Origin of the sequence: Curtobacterium pomorum, from assembly GCF_044497295.1 — a bacterium.
Lineage (GTDB): Bacteria > Actinomycetota > Actinomycetes > Actinomycetales > Microbacteriaceae > Curtobacterium.
The window spans coordinates 2,695,081-2,715,428 of record NZ_CP172409.1; the positions used below are offsets into that span (position 1 = coordinate 2,695,081).

General features: G+C 70.6%; 21 protein-coding genes. 12 read left to right on the forward strand and 9 right to left on the reverse strand.

Annotated features, from left to right (window positions below; translation table 11 throughout):
* Positions 1–163 precede the first annotated feature (163 nt).
* The 6 genes from ACGH48_RS12765 to ACGH48_RS12790 all read left to right on the forward strand — a co-directional run bounded on the left by ACGH48_RS12765 (position 164) and on the right by ACGH48_RS12790 (position 5,697).
* Positions 164–1,399 (forward strand): glycosyltransferase family 1 protein, encoded by a 1,236-nt coding sequence (locus ACGH48_RS12765; protein WP_260233126.1) that lies wholly within the window; start codon positions 164–166, stop codon positions 1,397–1,399.
* Between the two features lie 78 nt (positions 1,400–1,477).
* Positions 1,478–1,927: a succinate dehydrogenase, cytochrome b556 subunit gene (sdhC, locus tag ACGH48_RS12770; RefSeq protein ID WP_396288872.1), complete on the forward strand. Its 450-nt coding sequence runs from the start codon at positions 1,478–1,480 to the stop codon at positions 1,925–1,927.
* 11 nt (positions 1,928–1,938) lie between these two features.
* Positions 1,939–2,385, forward strand: a complete 447-nt coding sequence (gene sdhD, locus ACGH48_RS12775) for a succinate dehydrogenase, hydrophobic membrane anchor protein (protein WP_340195686.1) — start codon at positions 1,939–1,941, stop codon at positions 2,383–2,385.
* A 49-nt stretch (positions 2,386–2,434) separates the two neighbouring features.
* Positions 2,435–4,228: a succinate dehydrogenase flavoprotein subunit gene (gene sdhA, locus ACGH48_RS12780; RefSeq protein WP_111086629.1), complete on the forward strand. Its 1,794-nt coding sequence runs from the start codon at positions 2,435–2,437 to the stop codon at positions 4,226–4,228.
* A 1-nt stretch (position 4,229) separates the two neighbouring features.
* Positions 4,230–5,000, forward strand: a complete 771-nt coding sequence (locus ACGH48_RS12785) for a succinate dehydrogenase iron-sulfur subunit (protein WP_123313764.1) — start codon at positions 4,230–4,232, stop codon at positions 4,998–5,000.
* Between the two features lie 52 nt (positions 5,001–5,052).
* Positions 5,053–5,697, forward strand: a complete 645-nt coding sequence (locus ACGH48_RS12790) for a TNT domain-containing protein (protein ID WP_111086631.1) — start codon at positions 5,053–5,055, stop codon at positions 5,695–5,697.
* 70 nt (positions 5,698–5,767) lie between these two features.
* Here ACGH48_RS12790 and ACGH48_RS12795 read toward each other — a convergent pair whose 3' ends face one another.
* The 5 genes from ACGH48_RS12795 to ACGH48_RS12815 all read right to left on the reverse strand — a co-directional run bounded on the left by ACGH48_RS12795 (position 5,768) and on the right by ACGH48_RS12815 (position 10,019).
* Complete coding sequence (locus tag ACGH48_RS12795; RefSeq protein WP_396288873.1) at positions 5,768–6,472, reverse strand: DUF805 domain-containing protein; 705 nt, start codon at positions 6,470–6,472, stop codon at positions 5,768–5,770.
* A complete protein-coding gene (locus ACGH48_RS12800) occupies positions 6,469–7,047 on the reverse strand; it encodes a DUF805 domain-containing protein (protein WP_396288875.1) in 579 nt (192 codons plus the stop codon). The genes ACGH48_RS12795 and ACGH48_RS12800 overlap by 4 nt, the downstream gene beginning before the upstream one ends.
* 70 nt (positions 7,048–7,117) lie before the next feature.
* A complete protein-coding gene (locus tag ACGH48_RS12805; RefSeq protein WP_396288876.1) occupies positions 7,118–7,621 on the reverse strand; it encodes a DUF805 domain-containing protein in 504 nt (167 codons plus the stop codon).
* A gap of 111 nt (positions 7,622–7,732) precedes the next feature.
* On the reverse strand, positions 7,733–8,665 hold the full coding sequence (locus ACGH48_RS12810) for an NADP-dependent oxidoreductase (RefSeq protein ID WP_396288877.1): 933 nt from the start codon (positions 8,663–8,665) through the stop codon (positions 7,733–7,735).
* Positions 8,666–8,738: 73 nt separating this feature from the next.
* Positions 8,739–10,019, reverse strand: a complete 1,281-nt coding sequence (locus tag ACGH48_RS12815; protein WP_396288878.1) for an ice-binding family protein — start codon at positions 10,017–10,019, stop codon at positions 8,739–8,741.
* Between the two features lie 186 nt (positions 10,020–10,205).
* Here ACGH48_RS12815 and ACGH48_RS12820 point away from each other — a divergent pair, with 186 nt between their 5' ends.
* The gene (locus ACGH48_RS12820) at positions 10,206–11,165 is read left to right on the forward strand and encodes a diacylglycerol/lipid kinase family protein (protein WP_396288880.1); all 960 of its coding nucleotides are present in this window, start codon (positions 10,206–10,208) and stop codon (positions 11,163–11,165) included.
* Between the two features lie 72 nt (positions 11,166–11,237).
* Here the strand turns inward: ACGH48_RS12820 and ACGH48_RS12825 are convergent, their stop codons facing one another.
* The 4 genes from ACGH48_RS12825 to ptsP form a co-directional block, all read right to left on the reverse strand.
* A complete protein-coding gene (locus tag ACGH48_RS12825) occupies positions 11,238–12,404 on the reverse strand; it encodes a mannitol-1-phosphate 5-dehydrogenase (RefSeq protein WP_396288881.1) in 1,167 nt (388 codons plus the stop codon).
* Positions 12,401–12,838, reverse strand: a complete 438-nt coding sequence (locus tag ACGH48_RS12830; protein ID WP_123313772.1) for a PTS sugar transporter subunit IIA — start codon at positions 12,836–12,838, stop codon at positions 12,401–12,403. Before ACGH48_RS12830 ends, ACGH48_RS12825 begins: the two co-directional genes overlap by 4 nt.
* Before the next feature lie 89 nt (positions 12,839–12,927).
* The gene (locus tag ACGH48_RS12835) at positions 12,928–14,466 is read right to left on the reverse strand and encodes a PTS mannitol transporter subunit IICB (protein ID WP_396288882.1); all 1,539 of its coding nucleotides are present in this window, start codon (positions 14,464–14,466) and stop codon (positions 12,928–12,930) included.
* 68 nt (positions 14,467–14,534) lie between these two features.
* Positions 14,535–16,190 (reverse strand): phosphoenolpyruvate--protein phosphotransferase, encoded by a 1,656-nt coding sequence (ptsP, locus tag ACGH48_RS12840; protein WP_123313774.1) that lies wholly within the window; start codon positions 16,188–16,190, stop codon positions 14,535–14,537.
* Positions 16,191–16,442: 252 nt separating this feature from the next.
* On the opposite strand from ptsP, the gene ACGH48_RS12845 reads away from it, so the two are divergent.
* From ACGH48_RS12845 to ACGH48_RS12865, 5 genes are all read left to right on the forward strand, one after another.
* A complete protein-coding gene (locus ACGH48_RS12845; protein WP_222658067.1) occupies positions 16,443–17,213 on the forward strand; it encodes a DeoR/GlpR family DNA-binding transcription regulator in 771 nt (256 codons plus the stop codon).
* Positions 17,214–17,282: 69 nt separating this feature from the next.
* Entirely contained in the window at positions 17,283–17,555 is a 273-nt protein-coding gene (locus ACGH48_RS12850) for an HPr family phosphocarrier protein (protein WP_396288883.1), read from the forward strand.
* 295 nt (positions 17,556–17,850) lie between these two features.
* On the forward strand, positions 17,851–18,693 hold the full coding sequence (locus tag ACGH48_RS12855) for an exodeoxyribonuclease III (RefSeq protein WP_123313777.1): 843 nt from the start codon (positions 17,851–17,853) through the stop codon (positions 18,691–18,693).
* Positions 18,694–18,734: 41 nt separating this feature from the next.
* Complete coding sequence (gene trpS / locus ACGH48_RS12860; protein ID WP_123313778.1) at positions 18,735–19,745, forward strand: tryptophan--tRNA ligase; 1,011 nt, start codon at positions 18,735–18,737, stop codon at positions 19,743–19,745.
* Between the two features lie 2 nt (positions 19,746–19,747).
* Positions 19,748–20,305 carry a GNAT family N-acetyltransferase gene (locus tag ACGH48_RS12865; RefSeq protein WP_396288884.1) on the forward strand — a complete coding sequence of 186 codons (558 nt, stop codon included), beginning with the start codon at positions 19,748–19,750 and terminating at the stop codon, positions 20,303–20,305.
* Positions 20,306–20,348 lie beyond the last annotated feature (43 nt).

Below are 20,348 nucleotides of genomic sequence, written 5' to 3' on the forward strand. Positions count from 1 at the left end.
GCGGATCCTGGGTGGTCTCCGCACGATTCCCGCATGCGGGCTCCCGCAGGGCAGCGTCGAGCGTGCGCGCGGCGACGGCGTCGCGTTGTTCACCCGTCGCCTCCGCCCCGTTCACGTCGTCGGCCCCGCGGGGTCACGTGGCGCCCGGAGCATGGGCGGCACCATGAGCGCACGCAGCGTGGAGCGCGGCACGTCCCCCCGGACCGTCGCCGTCGTGACCGAGAGCTTCCTGCCCACCCTCAACGGCGTGACCACCAGCGTCCTCGCGGTCCTCGACCACCTGGAGCGCCGTGGCCACCGCGCGGTCGTGATCGCACCGGACACCCCGGGACTCGCACAGTTCCGTTCGCGCACCAGCGTCGAGCGCTACCGCTCCTTCGACGTCCACCGGGTCCCCGCCGTCGCGTACCGGCAGTTCCCGGTCGCACTCCCCCACCCGGTGCTCGACACGATCCTCGCCGCCTCCGGCGCCGACGTGCTCCACGCCGCCAGTCCGTTCCTGTTGGGTGGGCGCGCGATCACGGCGGCCGGGAGGCTCGGCATCCCCTCCGTCGCCGTCTTCCAGACCGACGTGGCCGGGTTCGCCCGCCGCAACGGCTTGACCGCGACCGTCCCGTTGGTGCGGAGGATCCTCGGACGCATCCACGCCGGTGCCTCGCTGACGCTCGCGCCGTCGAGCGCGACCGCCGCGATGCTCGCCGAGGACGGCGTGCCCCGCGTCGCCCGCTGGGGTCGCGGCGTCGACACCGAGCTCTTCCACCCGGCCCGGCGGGAGTCCGCCCACGTGCGAGCGCTCCGACGCCGGATCGCGCCGGACGGCGAGACGATCGTCGGCTACGTCGGGCGGCTGGCCCCGGAGAAGGAGGTCGAACGGCTCGCGGAGCTCGGCGGGATCCCCGGCATCCGCGTCGTCGTGGCCGGCGGTGGGCCGTCCCGGGCGCTGCTCGAGCGACGACTGCGGCACCTCGACGTCACCTTCACCGGACCGTTGCGCGGCGACGCCCTCGCCGACGCGTACGCCTCGCTCGACCTCTTCGTGCACACGGGTCCGGCCGAGACCTTCGGGCAGACCCTCCAGGAAGCGCACGCCTCGGGGCTGCCCGTGATCGCGCCGGCGTCGGGTGGTCCGCTCGACCTCGTCGCCCCCGGACTCGACGGCGAGCTCTACGATCCCGACGCACCGCAGGCCCTGCGGCAGGCGGTCCTGCGGCTGCACCACGACCGCGCACTCGCGGATCGGATGGGTTCCGCGGGCCGTCTCCGGGTCGAGGGCACCACGTGGGAGGCCGTCGGCGACCAGCTCCTCGGGCACCACGACACGGCTCGCACCATCGGCGCGCCGCCCGTCGGTCGGGGCCTGCGGGCCGGTCGGGACGAGAAGGTCAGCGCCCGAGCATAGGATGGGTCGTGTTCCACACGAACGCGAACGGCAAGGGCTCGCCGATCGGGCGAGCCCGTCCTACGGAAGGACGAGCTCATGGCTGAGCCCACCGGCGGCGGTACGGCGACCGCCGTCCCCGACGTCACGATCGAGGCGCCTCGCGCCTCTCGGAAGCTCGAGGGCACGCTGTACCGCGGATCGACCGGCATGTGGTCGTGGGTCCTGCACCGGATCACCGGTGTCGCGATCTACTTCTTCCTGCTCGTGCACATCCTCGACACGGCGCTGGTGCGGATCTCCCCCGAGGCGTACAACGCGGTCATCGGCACGTACAAGACGCCGATCATGAACCTCGGCGAGATCGCCCTGGTGATGGCCATCGTGTTCCACGCGTTCAACGGGCTCCGGATCATCCTCGTCGACTTCTGGTCCAAGGGGCCGAAGTACCAGCGGGCCATGTTCTGGGTCGTCATCGTCCTGTGGGCGATCGCGATCGCGGGCTTCCTGCCCCGTCAGCTCATGAACCTCTTCGCGGACTTCAACTAGAGGGGCACCTGATGACCACGCAGATCGTCGAACCTCCCCGTTCCGCCTCGGCCGCCCGCCGCTCCACCAACTGGGAGAAGTGGGGCTGGATCTACATGCGCGGCTCGGGCGTCCTGCTCGTCGTGCTGATCTTCGGCCACCTCTTCGTCAACATGGTGGCGGGCGAGGGCGTCAAGCAGATCGACTTCGCCTTCGTCGCCGGCAAGTGGGCCAACCCGTTCTGGCAGGTGTGGGACTCCCTCATGCTCGTCCTGGCGCTCATCCACGGCTCGAACGGCATGCGCACGATCGTCAACGACTACGTGTCGAAGCCGGGCATCCGCAAGACGCTCCTCGGCGCGATCCTCGTCGCGTGCGTGGTGCTGATCGTCCTCGGCCTGCTCGTCTGCTGGACGTTCGACCCGTGCCCCGCCGGCGCCGCCGCCGCGGACCTGCCCTCCTTCTGCCCGGCGCAGTAGCACCATCCCCGCTGCCGACCGCCTTCCCACCGTCTACGGAAAGACCCCTGTGACCGAGACCACCGTGCACCACCACCAGTTCGACATCGTCATCATCGGCGCAGGAGGCGCGGGCATGCGTGCCGCGATCGAGGCCGGCCCGAAGGCGAAGACGGCCGTCATCTCGAAGCTCTACCCGACCCGCTCGCACACCGGTGCGGCGCAGGGTGGGATGGCCGCGGCCCTCGCGAACGTCGAAGAGGACTCGTGGGAGTGGCACACCTTCGACACGATCAAGGGCGGTGACTACCTGGTCGACCAGGACGCCGCCGAGATCCTCGCGAAGGAGGCGATCGACGCAGTCATCGACCTCGAGAACATGGGCCTGCCCTTCAACCGCACGCCCGAGGGCAAGATCGACCAGCGTCGCTTCGGCGGTCACACCCGCGACCACGGCAAGTCGCCCGTCCGCCGGGCCTGCTACGCGGCCGACCGCACGGGCCACATGATCCTGCAGACGCTGTTCCAGAACTGCGTCAAGCTCGGCGTCGAGTTCTACAACGAGTTCTACGCGCTCGACCTCATCATGGTCGACGTCGTGGGCGAGGACGGCGTCACGCGCAAGCAGCCGGCCGGCGTCGTCGCGTTCGAACTCGCCACGGGTGAGCTGCACGTCTTCCACGCCAAGGCGATGATCTTCGCCACCGGCGGCTTCGGCAAGATGTACAAGACGACCTCGAACGCACACACCCTGACCGGCGACGGCGTCGGCATCGTGTGGCGCACGGGTCTGCCGCTCGAGGACATGGAGTTCTTCCAGTTCCACCCGACCGGGCTCGCGGGCCTCGGCATCCTGTTGACCGAGGGTGCCCGTGGTGAGGGCGCGATCCTCCGCAACGCCTCGGGTGAACGCTTCATGGAGCGCTACGCCCCCACCATCAAGGACCTCGCGCCCCGCGACATCGTCGCCCGGTGCATGGTGCAGGAGGTCGCCGAGGGCCGGGGGGCCGGTCCGAACAAGGACTACGTCCTGCTCGACTGCACGCACCTCGGCGCCGAGGTGCTCGAGACCAAGCTCCCGGACATCACGGAGTTCGCCCGCACCTACCTCGGCGTCGACCCCGTCGTCGAGCCGGTGCCGGTGATGCCGACCGCGCACTACGCGATGGGCGGCATCCCGACGAACACCGACGCGCAGGTGCTCTACGACAACACCACCGTCGTCCCCGGGCTGTACGCCGCCGGCGAGTGCGCCTGCGTGTCCGTGCACGGCTCGAACCGCCTCGGCACGAACTCGCTCCTCGACATCAACGTCTTCGGCAAGCGCTCGGGCAACAACGCCGCCGAGTGGGTCAAGACCGCCGAGTTCCTCCCGCTGCCGGAAGACCCCGCCGCCGGTGTCCGCGCCATGCTCGACCAGCTGCGTGCGTCGACCGGCACCGAGCGCATCGCCGTCCTGCGCAAGGAACTGCAGGACGAGATGGACAAGAACGCCCAGGTGTTCCGGACCGACGAGTCCCTCGCCCGGGTCACCGAGACGATCCACACGCTCCGGAACCGCTTCATGCAGGTCTCCGTGCAGGACAAGGGCAAGCGGTTCAACACCGACCTGCTCGAAGCCGTCGAACTCGGCTTCCTGCTGGACCTCGCCGAGGTGGTCGTCTACTCCGCCCGCAACCGCAAGGAGAGCCGCGGCGGCCACATGCGCGACGACTACCCGAAGCGCGACGACGAGAACTACATGCAGCACACGATGGCGTACCTGACGGGCGACCCGCACTCGTCACTCGCCGACGACCACATCACGCTGGACTGGAAGCCGGTCGTCGTGACGCGGTACCAGCCGATGGAGAGGAAGTACTGAGATGACCGACACCCTGGTCTCCGACGCACCCCGGACCGACACCACCGAGGCGCCTCCCGGGTCCTTCTCCGTCACGCTCATCATCCGGCGCTTCGACCCGGACGTCGACGACGAGCCGCGTTGGCAGGACTTCGACGTCATGATGCTGCCGACCGACCGCATCCTCGACGCCCTGCACAAGATCAAGTGGGACCAGGACGGCTCCCTGACGTTCCGTCGGTCCTGCGCACACGGCGTCTGCGGCTCGGACGCGATGCGCATCAACGGCCGGAACCGTCTGGCGTGCAAGACCCTGATCAAGGACCTCGACGTCTCGAAGCCGATCTACGTCGAGGCGATCAAGGGCCTGCCGCTCGAGAAGGACCTCGTCGTCGACATGGAGCCCTTCTTCAAGTCCTTCCGCGAGGTCCAGCCGTTCCTGCAGCCCGCGACCGCCCCCACCCCGGGCAAGGAGCGCATCCAGTCGGTGGCCGACCGTGCCCGGTTCGACGACACCACGAAGTGCATCCTGTGCGCCGCGTGCACGTCGTCGTGCCCGGTGTTCTGGACCGACGGGCAGTACTTCGGGCCGGCGGCGATCGTGAACGCGCACCGGTTCATCTTCGACTCCCGTGACGACGCCGCGAACGTCCGCCTCGACATCCTCAACGACAAGGAAGGCGTCTGGCGCTGCCGCACGACCTTCAACTGCACCGACGCGTGCCCCCGTGGCATCCAGGTGACGAAGGCGATCTCCGAGGTCAAGCAGGCCGTCATGCGGGGCCGCGCCTGACACTCGGGGTCGTCCAAGACTCGACATCGACTCCACCGATAGGCTCCGCTCCATGACGTTCGCGGCCACCCGCCCCATCCTCGACCAGCTCGGCTACACGATCCGGTACGTGCAGCTCCCCGGAGAGACCCTGCACGAGCCGCCGGTCGAGGGTGCGCTCCGCGTGGTCCCGGCCGAGGCGTCCGACGAGTTCGCGCTCGAGGTCGTCGACTACGGCACGGCCCGTCGCCTCGCCACCGCGCGCGGTGAGGAGGACGCGGTCGAGATGCTCCGTCGGTTCCTGAACCGGCCGTTCCCGGCTCCGCGCGACATCGCGCGGCACGAGCTCGACGGGCTCCGCGACCGTGCGGCATCGACGTACCCGCAGCTCGCGCAGCAGGTGTCGCAGGCCGGCGAGCAGGGGCTGACCATCCAGATCCCCGCCGGCGTGCCCGTCGACCGCATCGGTGGTCCGGACGGCTACCTGCTGCACCCCCTCGACACCCCGCTGCCGAGCCGTTCGCTCCCGCCGCACGTCGCCGGCGTCCCGGAGACCCACCGCTACCTGGTCGAGCGTCCGTTCATGGTGAACGTCCGCTTCGTGCAGCCGTGGTTCGAGCAGCCGGGCGGCGCGCTCCGCTTCCAGATCGCCGATCCCACGGTCACCGTGCGCGACCTCGTCGTCGACGGTGCGCTGGCTCGACTCCGCGTGGTCTGACTTCACGCACGACGCAGATCGGCCCGCACCGCGCTTTCGCGCAGTGCGGGCCGATTGCCGTTCGGTGGTGCTACGCCTGGTCGGGACGGTCGTACTGCGCGCCGGCCGGGCTCGGCGGCAGGCAGCCGAACACGATCCCGGCGACGCCGACGAACATCGCGATGAGCCAGAACGGCCCCGCGAGGTTCGCGTCGTGCACGCGGCGCCATCCCAGTGCGATGTTCGGGACGAGGGTCGCCAGGGTCCAGAGGCCGAACAGCACGAGCAGGATGAATATCCACGCCGGGGGTGCGCCCTCGGTCTGGGTGTAGCCGTACTCGTCGGTGGTCGAGGCCGAGACGCTCCAGGCGATCAGACCGGCGATGAAACCGCCGTAGAGGACGATCGTGACGATCGCGTTCGCCAGGATCCAGTACCAGAACTCGCTGCGGCTGGCACGGCCGTCGAACCGGGCGTACTTCTTGAAGAACCGGGTGAAGGCGTCGAGGAAACCGGCCCCGTAGAAGGGCGCCCACAGCGGCGGAGCACCGTCCGGCCCGACCGGGATCGGCGGTCCGTACTGCGGGTACGGGTCGGCGTACTGCTGGCCGTATCCGGGCTGCTGGCCGTACGGACGGGGCTGCTGGCCGTAGCCGGGCTGCTGACCGTACGGCCCAGGCTGCTGCCCGTACCCTGGCTGCTGCTGTCCGTGGTCAGGCTGCTGTTGTCCGTGGTCAGGCTGCCCCGACGGCTGGTCGCCGCCGGGCTGGCCCCACTGCGGTGTGTCGTTGCTCATCGAGCGCCAGCGGGTCGGTCGTAGCGCTCGCCCTGCGGGTTCGAGGGCAGCAGGCCGAAGACGATGCCGACGATGCCGACGAAGATCGCGATGATCCACAGGGCACCGGGGAGGTTCGCGTCGTGCAGGCGGCGCCAACCGAGGGCGAGCGTCGGGATGATGATCGCGAGACCCCAGAGCAGCGCGAGGATCCCAGCGATCACGAAGAGCGCCGACGGGCTGGTGATGGTCGACTGCACGCTCGCCGAGGTCGCCGTCGAGGTGGAAACCGTCGAACGCTCGGACGTGGCGAAACCGATGCCGTACAGGATGCTGAGGACGATCCCGACGATCACGTTCGCCAGGTACCACCACCAGAACTCGCTGCGGCTCGCGCGGCCGCTGAACGTCGCGTACTTCTTGAAGAACCGTCCGACGGCCTTGCCGAAGGAGATCCCGTACCAGGGGGCCCAGATCGGCGGCTCGCCGTTCGGGCCGGTCGCCGGCTGCTGGCCGTACTGCGGCGTTCCGTTGTACGGGTTCGGCTGACCGCCCGGCTGCTGGCCGGACGGGTTCTGCGGGTACTGGTCACTCACGGTGTCCCCCTCGATCGTTGGCTGATACTCGGGTCCGAGTCAACCAGAAGCGTCGCGGGGCCGTCGCTCGCTACCCGCGGTGGGGCTCGTCGTACCGCTGGCCTTGCGGGTTCGACCCCATCAGGCCGACGATCAGCGAGAACAGGACGCCGAGCGGCGGGATGAGGAAGAAGAAGGCGAAGTACCCGCTCAGGTTCACGTCGTGCAGTCGGCGCACCGTCAGGGCGATGAAGCCGAGCGCGCAGGCGAGGGCCCACAGGCCGCTCAGCCCGTTCGACGCGTCGTCGACGAACGGCAGCACGTTGAAGAACCCCCCGACGAGGCCGGTGGCCGCCGAGCCGATGACGTACCAGAGGGCCCAGAACCAGAACTCCGACTGGCTCGCGCGGCCGTCGAACCGGACGTACTTCTTCCAGAACCGCGGGAAGGCCTGCACGAACGGGATCCCGTACCAGGGAGCCCACAGCGGCGGCTGGCGCGGACCGGTCGGCTGCTGGCCGTACGGTCCGGGCTGCTGGCCGTACGGTCCGGGCTGCTGCCCGTACGGGTTCTGCGGCGGGTACTGGTCACTCACTGGTTCGTTCCTTCCGGTGGCCGGACATCGACCACGACCGAGTCTGGCAGCGGCGGCGACCCGACGCGTCCCCCCAGCGGAGGACAGCGAAGCGACAGCGCACCGAGCGGCTCAGGGCAGCAGGGCCAGCTTGCCCCCGGGGTGTCCGGACTCCAGCAACTCCGCGGCCGCCTTCGCCTCGGCGAGCGGGAAGGTCCGCGCGACCGGGACCTCGAGCTGGCCGGCCCCGGCCAGGTCGATCAGTCGCTGCCGCACCGAGTCGCGGAACGCCTTGCTCGCTGGCTGCGCCCCACCGACGGCCGCGAACCCCGCCTCGGCGGCGCGCGCCGGCGCGGCGATCGTGACGATGCGGTCGCGGTCGGCGATCACCGCGAGCGAGACGTCGACGGCCTCGTCGGTCCCGACGCAGTCCAGTGCCACGTCGATGCCGGAGGGCGCGATCGACCGGACCCGCGCCTCCAGGCCGTCACCGTACGCGACCCACTCGCCGCCGAAGCGTCCGACGACGTCCGCACCACGCTCGGAGGTCGTGCCGATCACCCGCGCGCCGAGCAGGCGGAGCTGCTGCAGCAGGCTCACGCCGACCGCCCCCGACGCGCCGTGCACGAGCACGGTGTCGCGCCCGGCGGCGCGGGTGACGCGCAGCATGTCGGCGGCGGTCGTGCCCGCGAGGAGCAGGTTCGCCGCCTCGGGGAACCCGAGCGCTGCAGGCTTGGCGAACACGTCGGCCGCCGGGACGGTCAGCTCCGACGCCCACCCACCGGCGACCCGGAACGCCAGGACCTCGTCGCCGACCGCTCCCCCACCCGACGCGATGGTCGTGTCGGGTCCGACGGCGGTGAGCACCCCGGCGACCTCGTAGCCGACGGGGATCGGCAGGTCGGCCGGGTCGCCCTGCCGCGTGTGCTTCGTGTCGGCGGGGTTCATGCCGGCGGCTCGGACCGCGATGGTGACCTCGCCGGGCCCGGGTGCAGCGACCTCGGTGTCCACGAACTCGAGGACCTCGCTGCCGCCGAACCGCGGTGCCACCCAGTGCTTCGTCATGCGGCCGACGCTACGCCGGGGCCGCCGACACCGTCAGTGCCGGGACGGCCGACGGCGCCGGCTCGGTCACCCGTCAGTGGTCCTCGGACAGGATCCGGCGTCGTGCACGGAGCGTCCGTCCACGGAGCACCGTCACGGCGATGCCGGCGAGCAGCATCGCGCCTGCCGCGGTGAGGGGGATCGTCGGGTCGCTCCCCGTGAAGGCGAGCTCGGTGGTGCCGCCACCACCACTGCCGTTCCCACCCACGACCGGCACGGCGGGAGCCGTCGAGGCGGGTGCGGTGGGCACGGGGGCCGAGGCGGTCGGCGTCGGTGTGGGTGTCGCGGTGGGCGCGGGCGCGCGGACGGTCACGACGTAGGTCTCGGTGTCCGGCGGTGCGGTTCCGTTGTCGACCGTGATCGTCACCGTGGTGGTGCCGGGCGTGGTGGGCGTCCCGGAGATGACACCCGTGTCCGGGTTGATCGTGAGGCCCGGGGGCAGGGTCCCGCCGTCGGAGTAGGTGGGTGCCGGGTTGCCCGTCGCGGTGACGGGGAACGAGTAGGGCGTGCCAGCGGTGGCGTCGGTCGGCGTGCCCGAGGTGATCGTCGGTGCGACGCTCTCGGACGGTGTGCCGGCAGCCGGGCAGTTGGTCGGACGGGTGATGGTGTTGTCGTCGAGCGTCACCGATGCGTTCCGGGCGAGCAGTCGGCCCACGACCGTCGCACCCGTCGTGGCGGTCACGGACTGGTCGGCGAGGACCGTGCCCTGGAACTGGGCGGCGGTGCCGATGGTCGCGGAACTGCCGACCTGCCAGAACACGTTGCACGAGCTCGCGCCGCCGGTGATGACGATCCTCGTGCCGGACCCGATGGTCAGGGTCGATGCGGCCTGGAACACCCAGACGGAGTCCGCGCTGCCGGCGAGCGTCAGTTGGCCGTTGTTCGCCAGCTGCAACGTGCTGCCGTTGTAGACGCCCGGGGTCAGGCTCAGCCCGTTGAGTTCCTCGAGTCCGCCGCGCGTGGGGGTCAACGACGCCGCGACGCCGTACGCGGTCGTGGTGTCGGCCTGCGCCTGGGCCGCGGCGGCGTCGGTCTGGTGGACGGTGCCGTTCACGATCCCGTTGCCAGGACCGCCGAAGCCGGTGATCGACGTGCCCGGCGAGACGCCGAGGTCGCCGTTGACCACGCTCGGCCCGGTGTTGGTGACGCTCTGGGCGCCGAGGACGCCGTAGCTCGCCGCTGTCCCGAGGCCCACGGGGCCGTCGATGATGGTGGCGGCGGACGCTGCTGAGGAAGCACCGAGGGCCAGCGCCGCGGCCAACCCGATCCCGGTGCTGACGACGATGAGCGGACGGAGGATGGGGGTTCTGGCCACGACGGCCCCTGCCTGTGATGGCGAAGTGCGTAAGGAGCGTCGGAGACACCCGGCGTTCACCGTGTCCCGAGTGTGTCCGGATCGAATGTGTTCCGCGGCCCTGACTCCCAGATTCGCCCGGATCAGCCGATACCGGACAGAACCCGTCCGTTCTGGTCGACGACGGCTGTTCGGTATCGTCCTCTCATGCCGCGCGCCGCGATCGTCGTCAATCCCGTCAAGGTCGACCTGCGGGTCCTCCGCAACACCGTGGCCGCCGAAGAGCAGCGGAACGGCTGGGCGCCCACGACCTGGTTCGAGACGGCGGCGTCCGACGACGGCCTCGCCGCCGCACGCGAGGCGCTGGCCACCGCACCGGACGTCGTCCTGGCCGTCGGAGGCGACGGCACGCTGCGCGTCGCAGCCGAGGCACTGCACGGATCCGGCGTGCCGCTCGCCCTGCTCCCCGTGGGGACCGGGAACCTGTACGCCCGGAACCTGCGCATCCCGCTGAACGACGTCGCCGGCTCGGTCCGAGCCGCCTTCAGCGGGACCGATCGGCCGGTCGACCTCGCATTCGCCGACCTCACCGACCCGCAGGGCACGACGACACGCCACGCGTTCCTGGTGATGGCCGGCATCGGACTCGACGCGAACATGGCGGCCAACACCAACGCACGCCTGAAGAGACGGTTCGGGTGGCTCGCCTACTCCGACCCGATCATGCGGTCCGTCATCGGCAACCGGCAGATCGACCTGCGGTACGCACTCGACGACGGCGACACCCGGACCATGCGGGCACACACGGTCATCGTCGGCAACTGCGGCACGCTGACCGCCGGCGTGCTCCTCCTGCCCGAGGCGGAACCGGACGACGGGGTCCTCGACGCGATCGCGTTCCGACCGGGTCGGACGGTCGGGTGGGCCGGGGTCGGCTACGGGCTGTCCCTGAACCGGTTCTTCCACCGGACCGGGTTCGGACGCTTCCTGTCGTGGCTCATCCCGGCCACCCGGACGCTGCGGTACACGAGCGCGCGGGTCCTCGACCTCGCGCTCGACCACCCCGAGCAGATCCAGCTCGACGGTGACCCGTTCGGCACCGTGGTCGCGGTGCGGCTGACGGTGGACCACGGCGGGCTCACGATCCGGGTGGGGCCGTCGCGGTGACCACGTGAAGACGGGAGGCCCGGTGCCAGCTGGCACCGGGCCTCCCGTCGTCATCGGGCCACGTCGAGAGCGTCAGCCGCGCGCGACACGCACCCGGTCCGCGAACGCCGCGTGCAGCGGGTGCTCCGCGGCCAGGCCGGTGATCTGCGTCACCACGTCGGCATCGGACGAGTCCGAGGCCAGGAGCGCCTGCAGCTCGACGCTCTGCTCGTCGTCCGCGATGTCGAAGCGGAGCGCCGCGCCCATCGCGTCGAGCAGCGCGGTCGGCTCGGTGCCGTCCTCGGCCAGCGACGCGGCCGGCGAGACGAACCGCTCGTCGCGTGACAGCTTGCGGAGCGGCTGGCGGCCGACGCGCGTCACCGTGTCGGGCAGGTGCGGGTTCTCGAACCGCGCGATGATCGCCTGGACGTAGGCGCGGTGCACCTCGGGGTCGAGTTCGTGACGCCGCACGAGCAGGTCGCTCGTCTCGGCGAGTACGGACTCGAGCTCGGAGCGCACGGCCGGGATCGCGACGGCGTCGGAGATCTTGTCCGCACCGGCGACGAAGCCGTGGTACGCGACGGTGGCGTGCCCGGTGTTGACCGTGAAGAGCTTGCGCTCGATCGAGGCGGCGAGGCCGTCGACGTAGTGCGCACCGGGGATCTCCGGCTCGTTCCCGCCGAACGGCGTGCGGTCGATGGCCCACTCGAAGTAGGTCTCGACGGTGACGTCCAGGCCGGCGCCCTCGGGCTGGGCCGGCACGATGCGGTCGACGGCGGTGTTCGCGAAGACGGCCTTCGCCAGCGCCGCGTCGCGGCCCTCGGCCGGGAGCGCGTCGACGATGAACTCGCGCAGGCGGTCCGTGGCGTTCAGCGCGTTCTCGCACGCCATCACGGCGATCGGAGCGGCCGAGGCGTCGCGGGCGACGAGCGCACGCGCGATGACCGGGGCGATGAACTTCAGGACGTTCGGGCCCACGGCGCAGGTGACGACGGCGGCGGCGGCGATCTCGGCGACGACACCGTCCTCGTCCTGCGCGCTGTTCAGCGCACGGAAGTTCGTGACCTCGTGGTCCTGCGCGCCGGCGCCGACCTCGTGGACGGTGTACGAGTCGGCGGCGGCCAGAGCGTCGATCAGCGGCGCGGCGACGTCGGCGAAGACGACCTCGTAGCCCGCTTCGTGCAGGAGCAGCCCGACGAAGCCGCGGCCGATGTTGCCGGCGCCGAAGTGGACGGCGGTACCCCGGTCGGTGGTGCTCACTCGTTGACCTCGCCGAGGATCGACAGGATCGCGCTGGTGTCGGCCGCGTCGGTGAGCTTCTGGACCTCGTCCTCGTCGGAGAACACGATCGCGATCTTGGACAGGATGTCGAGGTGCTCGTTGTTCACGCCGGCGATGCCGACGACGAAGCGCACCGGGTTGCCGTCCCAGTCGATCGGGCTGGCGTAGCGGATGAACGACAGGGCGGACGACTTGATGGCGTCCTTCGCGTCGTTGGTGCCGTGCGGGATCGCGAGGAAGTTGCCCATGTAGGTGGACACGCTCTTCTCGCGCTCGAGCATCGCCGGGTAGTAGTCCGAGGTGACCGCGCCCGCAGCCTCGAGGATCTCGGCCGCCTCCTTCATCGCCTCCGACTTGGTCGGCGCGGTGTCCTCGGTGTGGATCCGGATCTGGCTCTCCTGCAGGACGGGCATCGTGGTTCTCCTTGGTGTTCGAGGGCGTGTCGGAGGGGACGGGTCATCCCCGTCCCCTCCGATACTGCACTTCGTTACTGGTTGTGGCGTTACTGGTTCTTGAGCTGCTCGACGACCTGGTCGTACTGCGGCGCGTTCATGAAGTTGCCGACCGACACGTGCTGCGCGTTCGGGTTCTTCTGCTTGGCGCGGTCCGTCAGTTCTTCCTGCGTGATGATCAGGTCCTCGTCACCGGACAGGTTCGCGATCGCCTTGTTGGAGACCGTGACCCCTTCGATGCCCGCCTTCTTGATCTTGTTGCGCAGGACGCTGGCGCCCATGGCGCTCGAGCCCATGCCCGCGTCGCAGGCGAAGACCAGGTTCTGGACCCTCGTCGCGGTGGCGGTGGTGCCCGACGCGGCGGCCTCTTCGGTGTTCGCCGGGGCGTTGTTGCCGAGCAGACCCGCCGTCGCCGAGTTGACGTCGCGGCCCTTGTTCGCCTGGAGCTTCGCCATCGCGGCACTCATGTCGCCGCCGCCGTTGGCCAGGTCGCGCTTGCGGCTGGCGAGCAGGAAGAACGACGAGACCGCGAAGGACACCGCGGCGGACAGGACGACCGACAGGATGACGCCGAGGAAGCTGTTGCGCTCCGTGGCACCGAGCACGGCGAAGATCGACCCGGGCGACGCCGGAGCGACGAGGCCGGACTGGAACGCGACGTTCGTCGCAACGCCCGTGGCACCACCGAGGATGACGGCGATGAACAGGACCGGCTTCTGCAGCACGTACGGGAAGTAGATCTCGTGGATGCCACCGAAGAACTGGATGATGATCGCGCCGGGAGCGGTCGAGCGGGCGATGCCGACACCGAAGAAGGTGAAGGCGAGGAGCAGACCGAGGCCGGGGCCGGGGTTCGCCTCGAGCAGGAACAGGATCGACTTGCCCGACTCCTGGACCTGCTGCGCGCCGAGCTGGTCGAGCACACCGTGGTTGATCGCGTTGTTGAGGAAGAACACCTTGGCCGGCTCGATGATGACGCTGGCGAGCGGCAGCAGCGAGTGCTGGACGAGGAAGTTCACCGCGTCGCCGAGGCCCTCGGCGATGAGCTTGAACAGCGGGGCGAGCCAGAAGAACCCGGCCATCGCCAGACCGAAGCCGAGGATGCCGGCCGCGTAGTTGTTGACGAGCATCTCGAAGCCCGGCTTGATCTTGCCGTCCCAGATCTTGTCGATCTGCTTGATGAGGTACGCACCGAGCGGTCCGCAGATCATCGCGCCGAGGATCATCGTGGTGCCGTTCGCACCGATGATGACGCCCATGGTCATGATCGAACCGACGACGGCGCCGCGGGTCTCGTAGACCATCCGGCCGCCCTGGATCGCGATCGCGAGCGGGATGAGGTAGGTCAGGATCGGCCCGACCAAGCCGACGTTGGCGACGCCGCCCGTCTCACCGAAGCCACCGAGGATGCCCACGGGCGTCCAGCCGGTCTCGATGAAGAAGGCGGTGATGATGCCCCACGCGATGAAGATCGCGATGTTGGGCATGACCATGCCGGAGAGGAACGTGCCGAACTTCTGAACGGCGACGCGTGCGCCGCCCCGCGACTTCGCGGGTGCGTCGGGCGCTGCAACGGACGACGTTGTCATGTGCGGTGACTTTCTGTGTGGTGGAGCTGCTGCGTGGTGCGGGGAGGGGTGGTGCCGGTGGTGCGTGCTCAGGCGGCGTGCGCTGCGGCCGCGGCGGACTTCGCGGCCGCCGCCGTGCTCGCGGCGAGTGCCGCCTGGGCCATCTCACGGGCCTGCTCGAGCGTGTGCTGACCGAGTTCGGCGCGCACGTCGGCCAGGGCCGCGGGAGTCATGGAGAGGGTGGTGGCGCCGAGGCCGACGAGCACCACGGCGAGCAGCGGGTCGGCCGCGGCCTCACCGCAGATGCCGACGGCCTTGCCCGCGTCGGCACCGGCCGCGCCGAGCTGCGCGACGAGGCGCAGGACGGCGGGGTGCCACGGGTCCTGGTACGACGCGACGGTGCCGAGCATGCGGTCGGCGGCCATCGTGTACTGGGTCAGGTCGTTCGTGCCGATCGACACGAAGTCCGCGTTCTGGAAGACCTGTTCGGCCATGAGCGCGAGCGACGGCACCTCGGCCATCACGCCGGCGGTGCGGATGCCGAGCTCGCGGGCCAGGGTGACGAAGTACTCGGTCTCCTCGGCGTCGGCGACCATCGGGGCCATGACCCAGAGGTCCGCCTCGGTCGCGGCGTCGGCCTGGGCCAGGGCGACGAGCTGGTCGCGCAGGACCTCGGGGTGGTTCCGCAGCGCACGGAGACCACGGCGACCGAGCGCGGGGTTCTCCTCGTCCTTGTCGGTGAGGAACGGCAGCGGCTTGTCGGCGCCGGCGTCGAGCGCACGGACGACGACCTTCTTGCCCGGGAACGCGGCGAGGAGCTGGCGGTACGACTCGGTCTGCTCGTCGACGGTCGGCGCCTTCGGCGAGTCGAGGAAGAGGAACTCGGTGCGGAAGAGCCCCACGCCCTCCGCACCGAGAGCAACGGCACCCGCGGCGTCGGCGGGGCTGCCGAGGTTCGCGAGCAGGGGCACGACGTGACCGTCGGCGAGGGCACCGGCGGTGAGCGGTGCGGCGGCCGCGGCGAGCCGGTCGGCGATGCGCTGCTCGACCTCGGACACGAGCGACTCGGACGGCTCGGTGACGACGGTGCCGGCGACGGCGTCGACCACGATCGCCTGACCGTCGACCAGGTCGTCGGCGCCGGTGACGCCGACGATCGCGGTGATGCCCTTGGCGCGGGCGAGGATCGCGGTGTGCGAGGTCGGGCCGCCGTCTCGGGTGACCAGCGCGAGGACCTTGTCGAGGTCCAGCAGCGCGGTGTCGGCCGGGGCGAGGTCACGGGCGACGAGGACGAAGGGGGTGTCCGACTCGGGCACACCGGGGGCGTGCACGCCGCGGAGCTTCGCGATGATGCGCTGGGCGACGTCGTCGAGGTCGGCCGCGCGCTCCCCCATGTAGCCGCCCATGCCGACGAGCAGGTCGCGGAACTGGGCGAACGCCTCGTACACGGCGCGCTCGGCGTTGGTGCCGCCGTCGATGCGCGTGTGCACGTCGTCGAGGAGCGTCGGGTCCTGCGCCATGAGCGCCTGCGCCTCGAGCACGGCCTGGGCGTCGCCGCCGGCGAGCTGTCCGCGCTTGTTGAGGTCCTCGGCCACGGCGGCCAGTGCGTCGTGCACGGCCTGCTTCGCGTCGTCCGCCGAACCGGTCAGGGCGTCCTTCGACGGTTCGCCGAGCGGGTCCGCCATGCGGAGCACGGGGCCGTGGGCGACGCCACGGCCGACGCCGGTGCCGAGCAGTTCGGACATTCGAGACTCCTTCATCTCACACGCGCTTGCGGTGGGGTGTTCGTTCGGTGCGCGCACGGCTGAGACGGGACCTCGCCGGTGCGGCTGAGCAGCACACTACCCCGATCCGCGTTGACAAACAAACACATCCGGGGATAAAAATGCAGAAACAGATGCCCGTTTGCGTCTGGCGGCCAGCCACTCCGGTTCGGTTCCGTCAGGTTCGTGCCCGGACATGTCCGTTCCGTTCCGACCAGGAGACGACGAGGTCCGATGTACGCACCAGAACGCCACCAGCGCATCGTCGAGCAGGCGCGCGCGCAGGGGCGGGTCGACGTCAAGGACCTCGCCGAACTGCTCGAGGTCACGCCGGAGACCATCCGTCGCGACCTGACGAGCCTCGAACGCCGCGGGCTGGTCCGACGTGCCCACGGCGGCGCGATCCCCGTCGAGCGCATCACGATCCACCCCGGCGTCGGCGACCGCGGCGGCATCAACCAGGCCGAGAAGATGGTCATCGCCGAGGCCGCGCTCGAGGAGCTGCCGGAGAACGGCTCGGTCATGATCGACGCCGGCACGTCCACCATCTGCCTGGCCGAGATGCTGCCGACCGATCGCGGGCTCACCGTCGTCACGCACTCGCTCCCCGTGGCGATGGCCGTCGCGAACCGTCCGGGCATCGACCTCCACCTGCTCGGCGGCAACATCCGCAGCGACTCCCTGGCCGGCGTCGGCACGTGGACGCACCAGCTCATCGGCATGGTCAGCGTCGACGTCGCCTTCGTGAGCATCAACGGCATCACCCCGGAGCGCGGCCTGACGACCCACAACATGGCCGAGGCGGCGGTGAAGTCGGCGATGATCAAGTCCGCCCGACGGAGCATCCTGCTCGCCGACCACACCAAGTTCGGTCGCGAGGAGTTCGGCCGCGTCGCACCCCTCGCCGCCATCGACACGATCATCACCGACCCCGCCGTCAACCTCGACCTGGTCCGCGAGGTCGAGGCCGCCGGCACCGAGGTGTTCTGGCCCGGTCGACCCTGACCGCTCCCCCGACCCGCCCATCCGGCGCTCGCTAGCATGAGCGCACCACCCATCGACAGGAGTACATCGATGTCCGAAGCCACCCGCACCGTGACCGTCGCCAGCGCGTCCGGACTGCACGCGCGCCCCGCGTCCCTCTTCGTCCAGACCGTGACGGCCTCCGGCCACCAGGTCACGATCGCCAAGGGCGACAAGTCCGGCAACGCCGGCAGCATCCTCGCCCTGCTCGGCCTGGGCATCGAGAACGGCGACGAGGTCGCCCTCACCGTGACCGGCGACGACGCCGAGGCGACCGCCGACAGCCTGGTCGAGTTCCTGCAGACGGACCACGACGCGGCCTGATCGCGCGGTTCGACGGACGGGAGGCACGGTGCCGGCTGGCACCGTGCCTCCCGTCCGTCGTCCGGCCGCCCCGCCGTCCCCACCGCAGTCCCGCTCCCGCCCGCAGCCCCGCTCGCAGCCCCGCTTCCGGGGTTCCGAAATCTCGGAACCTCGGTGCCCCTCCTGGCGATCTGTGGAACCTCGGCGACGCGCACACGGCGAGTCGTGGAACCTCAGCGACGCGCACACGGCGAGTCGCGGAACCTCGAACCGGTGCGGCCCAGGGCTGTCGGCGCCCGCCGATAAGGTGGTCTGCATGACACGCCTGCGCCTCGCATCCGTCAACGTGAACGGCGTCCGCGCCGCCTTCCGCAAGGGCATGGGCGACTGGCTCGCCACCCGCGACGTCGACGTGCTGGCCCTGCAGGAGGTCCGTGCCTCGAGCGAGGATCTCGAAGGTCTGCTCGGCGACGGGTGGGACATCGTGCACGACCCGGCCACCGCGAAGGGCCGGGCGGGGGTCGCGATCGCCTCGCGGCACTCCGCGCACATCCACCGAGTCGCGCTCGGACCCGACGAGTTCGACTCCGCCGGACGGTGGCTCGAGGCCGACTACGAGATCGGCGGCACCACGGTCACGGTCGTGTCCACCTACGTCCACTCGGGCGAGGTCGACACCCCCAAGCAGGACGAGAAGTGGAAGTTCCTCGACGCCATGACCGAGCGGCTGCCCGCACTCCGCGCGCACAACCCGCTCGCCGTCGTCGTCGGTGACCTGAACGTCGGGCACGACCAGCGCGACATCAAGAACTGGAAGGGCAACGTCAAGCGTGCGGGCTTCCTGCCGCGCGAGCGTGCCTACTTCTCGCGCTTCTTCGGCGCCGACGGCGAACCGGTCGAGGGCGCGGACGGCTCGACGGGGCCCGGCCTCGGTTGGGTGGACGTCGGGCGCGCGCAGGCCGGCGACGTCGAGGGGCCCTACACGTGGTGGTCCTGGCGCGGACAGGCGTTCGACAACGACACCGGCTGGCGCATCGACTACCAGATGGCCACGCCCGACCTCGCGGCGAAGGTCACGGGGTACACGGTCGACCGGGCTGCGGCGTACGACCAGCGATGGTCCGACCACGCCCCCGTCGTCGTCGACTACGAACTCTGACCCCTCTGCTTGCGCTCCACCTGACCCACAGGAACACCACCATGACCAAGACCCGCATCTTCTCGGGCATCCAGCCGTCCGCCGGCTCGCTGCACCTCGGCAACTACGTCGGGGCGCTCATGCAGTGGCGCGACCTGCAGGACGACTTCGACGCCATCTACTGCGTCGTCGACATGCACGCGATCACCTCGCCGCAGGACCCGGCAGAGCTCCGCGCGAGCACCCGGGCGACGGCAGCGCAGTACATCGCGTCGGGCATCGACCCGACGAAGTCGACGCTGTTCGTGCAGTCCCACGTCCCCGCCCACGCCGAGCTCGCCTGGGTGCTCAACACCCTCACCGGGTTCGGTGAGGCGAGCCGCATGACCCAGTTCAAGGACAAGTCGGCGCGGCAGGGTTCCGAGGCGGCCTCGGTCGGGCTCTTCACGTACCCGGTCCTGATGGCGGCCGACATCCTGCTGTACGACACCAAGGTCGTGCCGGTCGGCGACGACCAGCGCCAGCACGTCGAGCTGACCCGCGACCTGGCCGGGCGCTTCAACTCGCGGTTCGGCGACACGTTCGTCGTGCCCGAGGCCCGGATCGGCACCGAGACGGCGCGCATCTACGACCTGCAGGACCCGACGAGCAAGATGAGCAAGTCGGCGGCGTCCGACAGCGGCCTGATCCGTCTGCTCGACGACCCGAAGCGCACCGCGAAGAAGATCAAGTCGGCCGTCACCGACGACGAGCGCGAGATCCGCTCCGACCGCCAGGCCAAGCCGGGCGTGACGAACCTGCTCGCGATCCTGTCGGCGTTCAGCCGGACCCCCGTCGCCGAGCTCGAGGCCTCGTTCGCGGGCAAGGGCTACGGGGACCTCAAGGGTGCCGTGGCCGAGGCCGTCGTCGCCGAGCTCGAACCGGTGCGCGCCCGCACGCTCGAGCTGCTCGACGACCCGGCGGAACTCGACCGTCTGCTGGCCGTCGGCGCGGACCGTGCCGAGTCCATCGCGCAGGAGACCCTGGCGCGCGTGTACGACCGGATCGGGTTCGTCCCGCGCTCGCGCGGCTGACCGTGCTGCCGGTCACGCTGGAATCCGCCCGGGTCCGACTCGACGTCCCGACCCGGGCGGACACCGCGGCCATCACCGATGCCTGCCAGGACCCGGACATCGTCCGCTGGACGACGATCCCGACGCCGTACCGCGAGCAGGACGCACGGACGTTCGTCGACGCCCTCGTCGGTCCGGGGTGGGCATCGGACCGTGAGTACACCTGGGCGATCCGTCGCCGCGGATCGACCTGGCTCGAGGGGATCATCGGCTACCGCACGGCGGGCCGTGACCTCGGCTTCTGGCTGGCGCCCTCGGCCCGCGGTGCCGGCTTGATGCACGACGCGGTCGAGCTCGTCGTGGAGTGGGCGTTCGCCGACGGGGCCCCGGACGTCTACTGGGAGTGCTACGAGGGCAACACGGCGTCGGCCGCGGTCGCCCGGAGCGCCGGGTTCTCCTTCACCGGAACCGGGCCCGCACGGATCCCCGGACGCGACGGTGGACCGACGACCGCCTGGACCGCGATGCGTCGTGCCGACGGTGCACCAGCGTCCGAACTCGCGTGGCCCGACGCTCCGTGACGCTCCGTTCCTCGTGGTGACGCGTCACCGACCCTCCCGCCGG

Coding starts and splice junctions, on each gene's coding strand:
- trpS (WP_123313778.1), top strand. CDS start 18,735: ATGACCAAGACCCGCATCTTCTCGGGCATCCAGCCGTCCGCCGGCTCG.
- sdhD (WP_340195686.1), top strand. CDS start 1,939: ATGACCACGCAGATCGTCGAACCTCCCCGTTCCGCCTCGGCCGCCCGC.
- ACGH48_RS12850 (WP_396288883.1), top strand. CDS start 17,283: ATGTCCGAAGCCACCCGCACCGTGACCGTCGCCAGCGCGTCCGGACTG.
- ACGH48_RS12830 (WP_123313772.1), bottom strand. CDS start 12,838: ATGCCCGTCCTGCAGGAGAGCCAGATCCGGATCCACACCGAGGACACC.
- ACGH48_RS12855 (WP_123313777.1), top strand. CDS start 17,851: ATGACACGCCTGCGCCTCGCATCCGTCAACGTGAACGGCGTCCGCGCC.
- ACGH48_RS12765 (WP_260233126.1), top strand. CDS start 164: ATGAGCGCACGCAGCGTGGAGCGCGGCACGTCCCCCCGGACCGTCGCC.
- sdhC (WP_396288872.1), top strand. CDS start 1,478: ATGGCTGAGCCCACCGGCGGCGGTACGGCGACCGCCGTCCCCGACGTC.
- ACGH48_RS12810 (WP_396288877.1), bottom strand. CDS start 8,665: ATGACGAAGCACTGGGTGGCACCGCGGTTCGGCGGCAGCGAGGTCCTC.
- ACGH48_RS12785 (WP_123313764.1), top strand. CDS start 4,230: ATGACCGACACCCTGGTCTCCGACGCACCCCGGACCGACACCACCGAG.
- ACGH48_RS12835 (WP_396288882.1), bottom strand. CDS start 14,466: ATGACAACGTCGTCCGTTGCAGCGCCCGACGCACCCGCGAAGTCGCGG.
- ACGH48_RS12845 (WP_222658067.1), top strand. CDS start 16,443: ATGTACGCACCAGAACGCCACCAGCGCATCGTCGAGCAGGCGCGCGCG.
- ACGH48_RS12820 (WP_396288880.1), top strand. CDS start 10,206: ATGCCGCGCGCCGCGATCGTCGTCAATCCCGTCAAGGTCGACCTGCGG.
- ACGH48_RS12795 (WP_396288873.1), bottom strand. CDS start 6,472: ATGAGCAACGACACACCGCAGTGGGGCCAGCCCGGCGGCGACCAGCCG.
- ptsP (WP_123313774.1), bottom strand. CDS start 16,190: ATGTCCGAACTGCTCGGCACCGGCGTCGGCCGTGGCGTCGCCCACGGC.
- ACGH48_RS12790 (WP_111086631.1), top strand. CDS start 5,053: ATGACGTTCGCGGCCACCCGCCCCATCCTCGACCAGCTCGGCTACACG.